Origin of the sequence: Anaeromyxobacter sp. SG17, assembly GCF_022690695.1 — a bacterium.
Taxonomy (GTDB): domain Bacteria; phylum Myxococcota; class Myxococcia; order Myxococcales; family Anaeromyxobacteraceae; genus Anaeromyxobacter; species Anaeromyxobacter soli.
The window spans coordinates 1-5,521 of sequence record NZ_JALCYX010000136.1; the positions used below are offsets into that span (position 1 = coordinate 1).

A 5,521-nucleotide genomic window follows, 5' to 3' on the forward strand; every position below is an offset into this window, starting at 1 on the left:
CGCGGCGGCCCGCGGCGGGGAGGGCGGCCCGCGCGGTCGGGCGCTGGTACGCGACGCCGAACGGACCCGCGCGCACCGTGAACGGAGCGTGCGCCGCGAGCGGCGGGTCGGCGGCGCCCGTGAGCAGCCAGCCGCCCGGCGCGAGGGTCGCGAAGAGGCGCGTCGCGATCTCCGGCACGAGCGCGGGATCGAGGTAGATGAGCACGTTCCGGCACAGGACCAGGTCGAGGTCCGCGAGCCCGTGCGCCCGCGACGGGTACTCGCCGCGCGCGAGGTTCAGGGGGAAGAACCGGACCCGCGCCGCGATCTCCCGCGGGAGCACGAACCGACCGTCGATCTCCCGCAGGTGAAGGCGCGCCCGGGCGTCCGCGGCCCCGCGCAGCGACCAGAGGGAGTACTCGCCTCGCCGCGCGCGCGCGAGCGCGGACTCGTTCAGGTCGGTTCCGACGAGGTGGACGCCGTGCCGCACGCCGCGATCGTGCAGCGCGATCGCGAGCGAGTACGGCTCCTCGCCCGTCGAGCACCCCGTGCTCCACGCCCGGAACGCCTCGGGGCCGCCCGCCCTGCGGGCGAGCCCCTCCGGAACGATCACCTGCTCGATGAGCGCCCACTGCGCCGGCTCGCGGAAGAACCAGGTCTCCCCCACCGTGAGCTCCTCGATGAACGGCTCGAGCGGCCGCGAGCCGTCGACCACGCTCAGCGCGAACGCCTCGCCGTCGGGCAAGCCGGCGGCGTGCGCCTCGCGCGCGAGCGCCGCCGCGAGGAGCGTCGCCCGCACTCCGGTGAGGTCGAGGCCCGCGCGCTCCCGGACGAGGGCGCGCAGGCGATCCGACGCCGCGGGCGGGGAGGGGCTCATCGCGCCGCCGGCTCGACCCCGCGGAGCCACTCCTCGAGCGCCTGGATCACGACCGTGCCCTGCGGGAGCCGCACCAGGCCGGCGGCGAGCGGGTCGGGCGCGATCCACTCGGGGTAGGGCGAGACCGCCGCGTCCGGCACCTCGCGGATCTCGAGCACCCGCTCGACCTCGAGCGCCACGCGGCGGCCGGCGATCTCGACCACGAGCAGCTGATCCTCCGCGCGCGGGGGCCGGACCTGCGCGCCGAGCCGCGCCGCCACGTCCACCACGGGTACGAGCATGCCGTGCACGTCGAGCACGCCCCGCACGTGCGGCGGGGCGCCCGGGACCGGCGTGGGCGCGGCCATTCGGAGCACCTGCAGCGCGCAGGTCGCGGGCAGTGCGAAGGTTTGGGAGGCTGCGGTGAACAGGACGAAGGACGCCATGAGCTTATGAGCTGCCCGAGGATCCGCTGCCCGCCCGCGCGCGCGGGACGTCTCCCCCAAGGTGCGCTCGCCCGCGCCCGCCGCCCAGCCGACGGCCGCGCTCGGGGCGACCCCGGAGCGAGCGCCCGCAGGGCGGGGGAGGAGGCGGCGCGCCGATGACCCTCTCCATCGGGATCGTCCTCGCCGTCCTCGCCGTCGCCGTGGTGCTGTTCGCGCTCGAGCGCATCCCGCTCGAGGTGAGCGCCCTCACGGTCGTGGCCCTCCTCGCCGTGACCCGCGTCCTCACGCCGGAGCAGGCCTTCGCGGGGTTCGCGAACGAGACCGTCATCCTCATCTTCACGCTCCTCTCGATGACGCAGGGGCTGGTCTCGACGGGGGTCGTGCAGGCCATCGGGCAGCGCATGTCGGGCGCGGGCCGCTTCGGGCCGACGGTGTTCGTGGGCGCGATGATGGTCGTCGTGGCCGCGCTCTCGTCGCTCGTCTCGAACACCGTCACCACCGCGGCGTTCCTGCCCGTCGTCATCGGCGCGGCCGACCGGGCGAAGCTCGCGCGGAGCCGCGTGCTCATGCCGCTCGCCTACGCCTCCATGCTGGGCGGCACGATCTTCCTCATCGGCACGTCCACGAACCTCGTGGTGAGCGCCATGATGGCGAGGACGGGCCTCGGGGCCATCGGGTTCACCGAGCTCGCGCCGGTGGGCCTGCCGCTCGCGGTCGTCGGGATCGCCCTCGTGCTCCTCCTCGCGCCCTTCCTGCTGCCCGAGCGCAGCGGGGAGGAGGACGAGGCGATGCCGGCGCGCGAGTACCTCGCCGAGGTGGCGGTCGTGGCGGGCTCGCCCTTCGCGGGGAGGCGGCTCGAGGAGCTCACGCACGGGCTCGGGTTCAGGGTGCTCGCGGTCACGCGCGGCGGCGCGGCGCTCGAGGCATCCCCGGAGCTCGTCCTCGCCGAGGGCGACGCGCTCCTGCTCGAGGAGGATCGGCTCGACCTCCTGCGCGTGAAGGACCTGCGAGGCCTGGAGATGCGCGCCGAGGCGAAGGCGCGGGCGGGCGAGGGCGAGGACGTCGTGCTCATGGAGGCGGCGGTGCCGGTCGGCTCGAGCCTCGTCGGCCGCTCGCTCAAGGAGGCGTTCTTCGCCGAGCACTTCGGCCTCGTCGCGCTCGCGATCGCGCGGCGTCCCGCGATCCAGCGGCTCACCCGCGTGCAGCTCCTGCACGGGCTCTTCGGCGCGCACTCGCTGTCGACGCTGCCGCTCGCGGCGGGCGACGTGCTCCTCGTGCGCGGCCCGCGCCCGCGCGTCCGCGCGCTCGCGGACGGGACCACGCTCACGCTGCTCGGCAGCGTCGAGTACCAGCCGGTGCGCTACCGCAAGGCGCTGTTCGCCGTGGCGATCTTCGTCGCCGTCCTCGCGGTCGGCCTCCTGAAGCTCGTCCCGCTCTCGGTGGCCGGGCTGTGCGGCATGCTCCTCATGATCGCCACGCGCTGCGTGGACGCGCGCATGGCGTTCCGGGTCGACTGGCGGGTGGTGCTCCTCATCGGCGCGATGATGGCGCTCGGGACCGCCATGGAGGTGAGCGGCGCAGGGCGCTGGCTCGGCTCGCTCCTCGTCCCCCTCGCCGGCCACGTGGGCGCGCGCGGCGTGCTCGTGGCGCTCATGATCTTCACCATCGTGCTCTCCGCGCCCATGTCGAACCAGGCCGCGGCCCTGGTGCTGCTGCCGGTCGCGACCGGGGTCGCCGCGCAGCTCGGCCTCGCGCCGCGGCCGTTCGCGATCGGGATCTGCCTCGCGGCCTCGTTCTCCTTCATCACGCCGCTCGAGCCGTCCTGCGTGCTCGTGTACGGACCGGGGAGGTACCGCTTCCTGGACTTCGTGCGGATGGGCGCGCCGCTCACCGCCGCGCTCCTCGTCCTGCTCGCGATCCTCGTGCCGGTGGTCTGGAGGTTCTGATTGGGCCCGCGCGATCTGTTGCGGCGCCGCGGTCCGCATGCTTACCTGACCGACCATGAGCACGAACGACCCGAACGAGCCTCTGCCCACGACGCCGATCGGCGCCACGCCTCCGGCCACGCCGCCGGTGGGCCCGACGCAGTGGGGCGCTCCGCCCGCGCCGCCTCCGGCGTGGGGCGGCGGAGGCGGGTCCGGGTGGGGGCCGACGCCCCCCTCGATGCCGCCGCCTCCGCCTCCGCGACGCGACCGGCTGGCCATCGGGATCGTCGCCTTCATCTTCGGCGGGCTGTTCCTCGTGTTCTTCGGGTTCCTCTTCCTCGCCTACAGCGTGGTGAAGGGGGAGTCGCCGTCCATCGCCTCCGGCCCGCGCATCGCGATCATCGAGGTGAAGGGAGCGATCGCGACCGGCCCCGGCGGCGCCGACGCCGATCGCATCCTGAAGCAGCTCCGCAAGGTCGGGGAGGACGACGGGCTCAAGGCGGTGGTCGTCCGGATCGACTCGCCCGGCGGCGCGGTCGCGCCGTCGCAGGAGATCCACGACGAGGTGAAGAAGCTCGCGCAGAAGAAGACCGTGGTCTGCTCGATGGGGAACCTCGCCGCGTCCGGCGGCTTCTACGTCGCCGTCGCCTGCCCCAAGGTCGTCGCGGAGCCCGGCACGCTCACCGGCTCCATCGGCGTCATCACGCAGTTCCCCAAGGTGAAGGGGCTGCTCGACCGCTGGGACATCAAGATGGAGACGGTGAAGAGCGGCGCCCTCAAGGACGCGGGCAATCCCTTCTCCGAGATGAGCGCCGAGGAGCGCGCCTACTGGCAGTCGCTCATCGACCAGGTCTACGCCCAGTTCGTCCGCGCCGTGGCGAAGGGGCGCGGCCTCGACGAGGCGGCCGTCCGGAAGTTCGCCGACGGGCGGGTCATCACGGGCGAGCAGGCGAAGGCCCTCAAGCTCGTCGACGCGCTCGGCAACTTCTACGACGCGGTCGAGCTCGCGAAGACGGAGGCGAAGCTCTCCGGCGAACCGCACCTCGTGTACCCGGCGGACGAGCGGGGCGCGTTCCTCGAGCAGCTCGTGGGCAGCGCGGCTGGAGCCGCCGCGGACGCGGTCGCCGCGCGCATCCAGAAGGGCGCCTCCGCCGCGCAGGAGCCCGGGGTCTACTTCCTCGCGCGCTGATCTCGAGGCCGACATGGAACAGCCGCTCTGGGCGCCCTGGCGGATGGAGTTCATCCGCGCCGAGAAGCCGACGGGCTGCATCTTCTGCGACTTCCCCGCTGCGCCCGAGTCGCGCGACCGCGAGAACCTCCTCGTCCACCGGAGCGCGCACGCGTTCACCTGCCTCAACCGCTTCCCCTACAACTCGGGTCACGTGATGGTGATCCCCCGCGCCCACGTCGCCGACCTCGGCGCCCTGGAGCGGGATGGGTGGGCGGACCTGCAGGACGAGCTGCGCCGCGCCGTCGAGGTCGTGCGCGCGGTGTACCGCCCGGACGGGATGAACGTGGGGATGAACCTCGGCCGCTCCGCCGGCGCGGGCATCGCCGATCACCTGCACTGGCACGTGGTCCCGCGCTGGACGGGGGACAACAACTTCATGCCCGTGCTCGCGGACCAGCGCGTCGTGGTCGAGGCGCTCGACGCCGCGTGGGAACGGCTCCACGCCGGCTTCGCCGGCGTCCGCTAGGACCCGTGACCGACGCCTGGGTCGCCCTCGCCGCGGTGTCCTTCGCGGCGGCCGCCGTGCTCCTGTGGGACCGGCTGCGCCGTCGCCGAGACGAGGCCCAGGCCTACCTGAAGGGCGTCCGCTCGGTGATCTCCGGCGACCCGGACGCTGCGATCGAGGCGCTCTCCGACGCCGCCCGGCTCGGCAGCCCGGAGGCCGTCGAGACCTACCTCGCGCTCGGCCAGCTCTTCCGGCGCACCGGCGATCTCTCGCGGGCGGTCCGCCTCCACCGGAACATGCTGCTCGGGCCGGCGCTCGATCCCGCCCGCCGCGCGGAGGTCGAGCGCGAGCTCGCCGAGGATTACCGGCGGAGCGGGATGCTCGCCGAGGCCGTGGAGATCTACCGCAAGCTCGGTCCGGCGGATCGCACGGCGTGGGAGGGGCTCCGCGACGTGCTCGTGGACGCCGGGGATCTGCCCGGCGCGATCTCGGCCCAGCGCGCGCTCGCGATCGAGGGCGCCGATCCCGTGCTCGCGCACCTCCTCGCCGCCGCCGCCCGCGAGGCGTTCGCCCGCGCGCCGGCCGAGGCGACCGCGCTCGCCGCGGAGGCGCTCCGCGCCGACGGGGAGAGCGCGGACG

Annotated in this window: 5 protein-coding genes and 1 pseudogene; 4 read left to right on the forward strand and 2 right to left on the reverse strand. The window is 74.5% G+C overall.

Features of this window, described 5'->3' with window-relative positions; genetic code table 11:
- Both MNY60_RS23215 and MNY60_RS23220 read right to left on the reverse strand, forming a co-directional pair.
- Positions 1-856 (reverse strand): protein-glutamate O-methyltransferase CheR (locus MNY60_RS23215; protein WP_242362019.1); only part of this gene is annotated, 856 nt, incomplete at its 3' end.
- Positions 853-1,281, reverse strand: a complete 429-nt coding sequence (locus MNY60_RS23220) for a chemotaxis protein CheW (protein WP_242341428.1) — start codon at positions 1,279-1,281, stop codon at positions 853-855. The genes MNY60_RS23220 and MNY60_RS23215, both read right to left, overlap by 4 nt.
- Positions 1,282-1,436: 155 nt before the next feature.
- Here MNY60_RS23220 and MNY60_RS23225 point away from each other — a divergent pair, with 155 nt between their 5' ends.
- From MNY60_RS23225 to MNY60_RS23240, 4 genes and pseudogenes are all read left to right on the forward strand, one after another.
- Positions 1,437-3,227, forward strand: coding sequence for an SLC13 family permease (locus MNY60_RS23225; RefSeq protein WP_242341427.1), 1,791 nt, complete (start codon positions 1,437-1,439; stop codon positions 3,225-3,227).
- 55 nt (positions 3,228-3,282) lie between these two features.
- Positions 3,283-4,395, forward strand: a complete 1,113-nt coding sequence (gene sppA, locus MNY60_RS23230; RefSeq protein WP_242341426.1) for a signal peptide peptidase SppA — start codon at positions 3,283-3,285, stop codon at positions 4,393-4,395.
- Positions 4,396-4,408: 13 nt separating this feature from the next.
- Positions 4,409-4,903, forward strand: a complete 495-nt coding sequence (locus MNY60_RS23235) for an HIT domain-containing protein (protein WP_242341425.1) — start codon at positions 4,409-4,411, stop codon at positions 4,901-4,903.
- Positions 4,904-4,908: 5 nt separating this feature from the next.
- A pseudogene (locus tag MNY60_RS23240) lies at positions 4,909-5,521 on the forward strand (hypothetical protein); the annotation flags it as partial.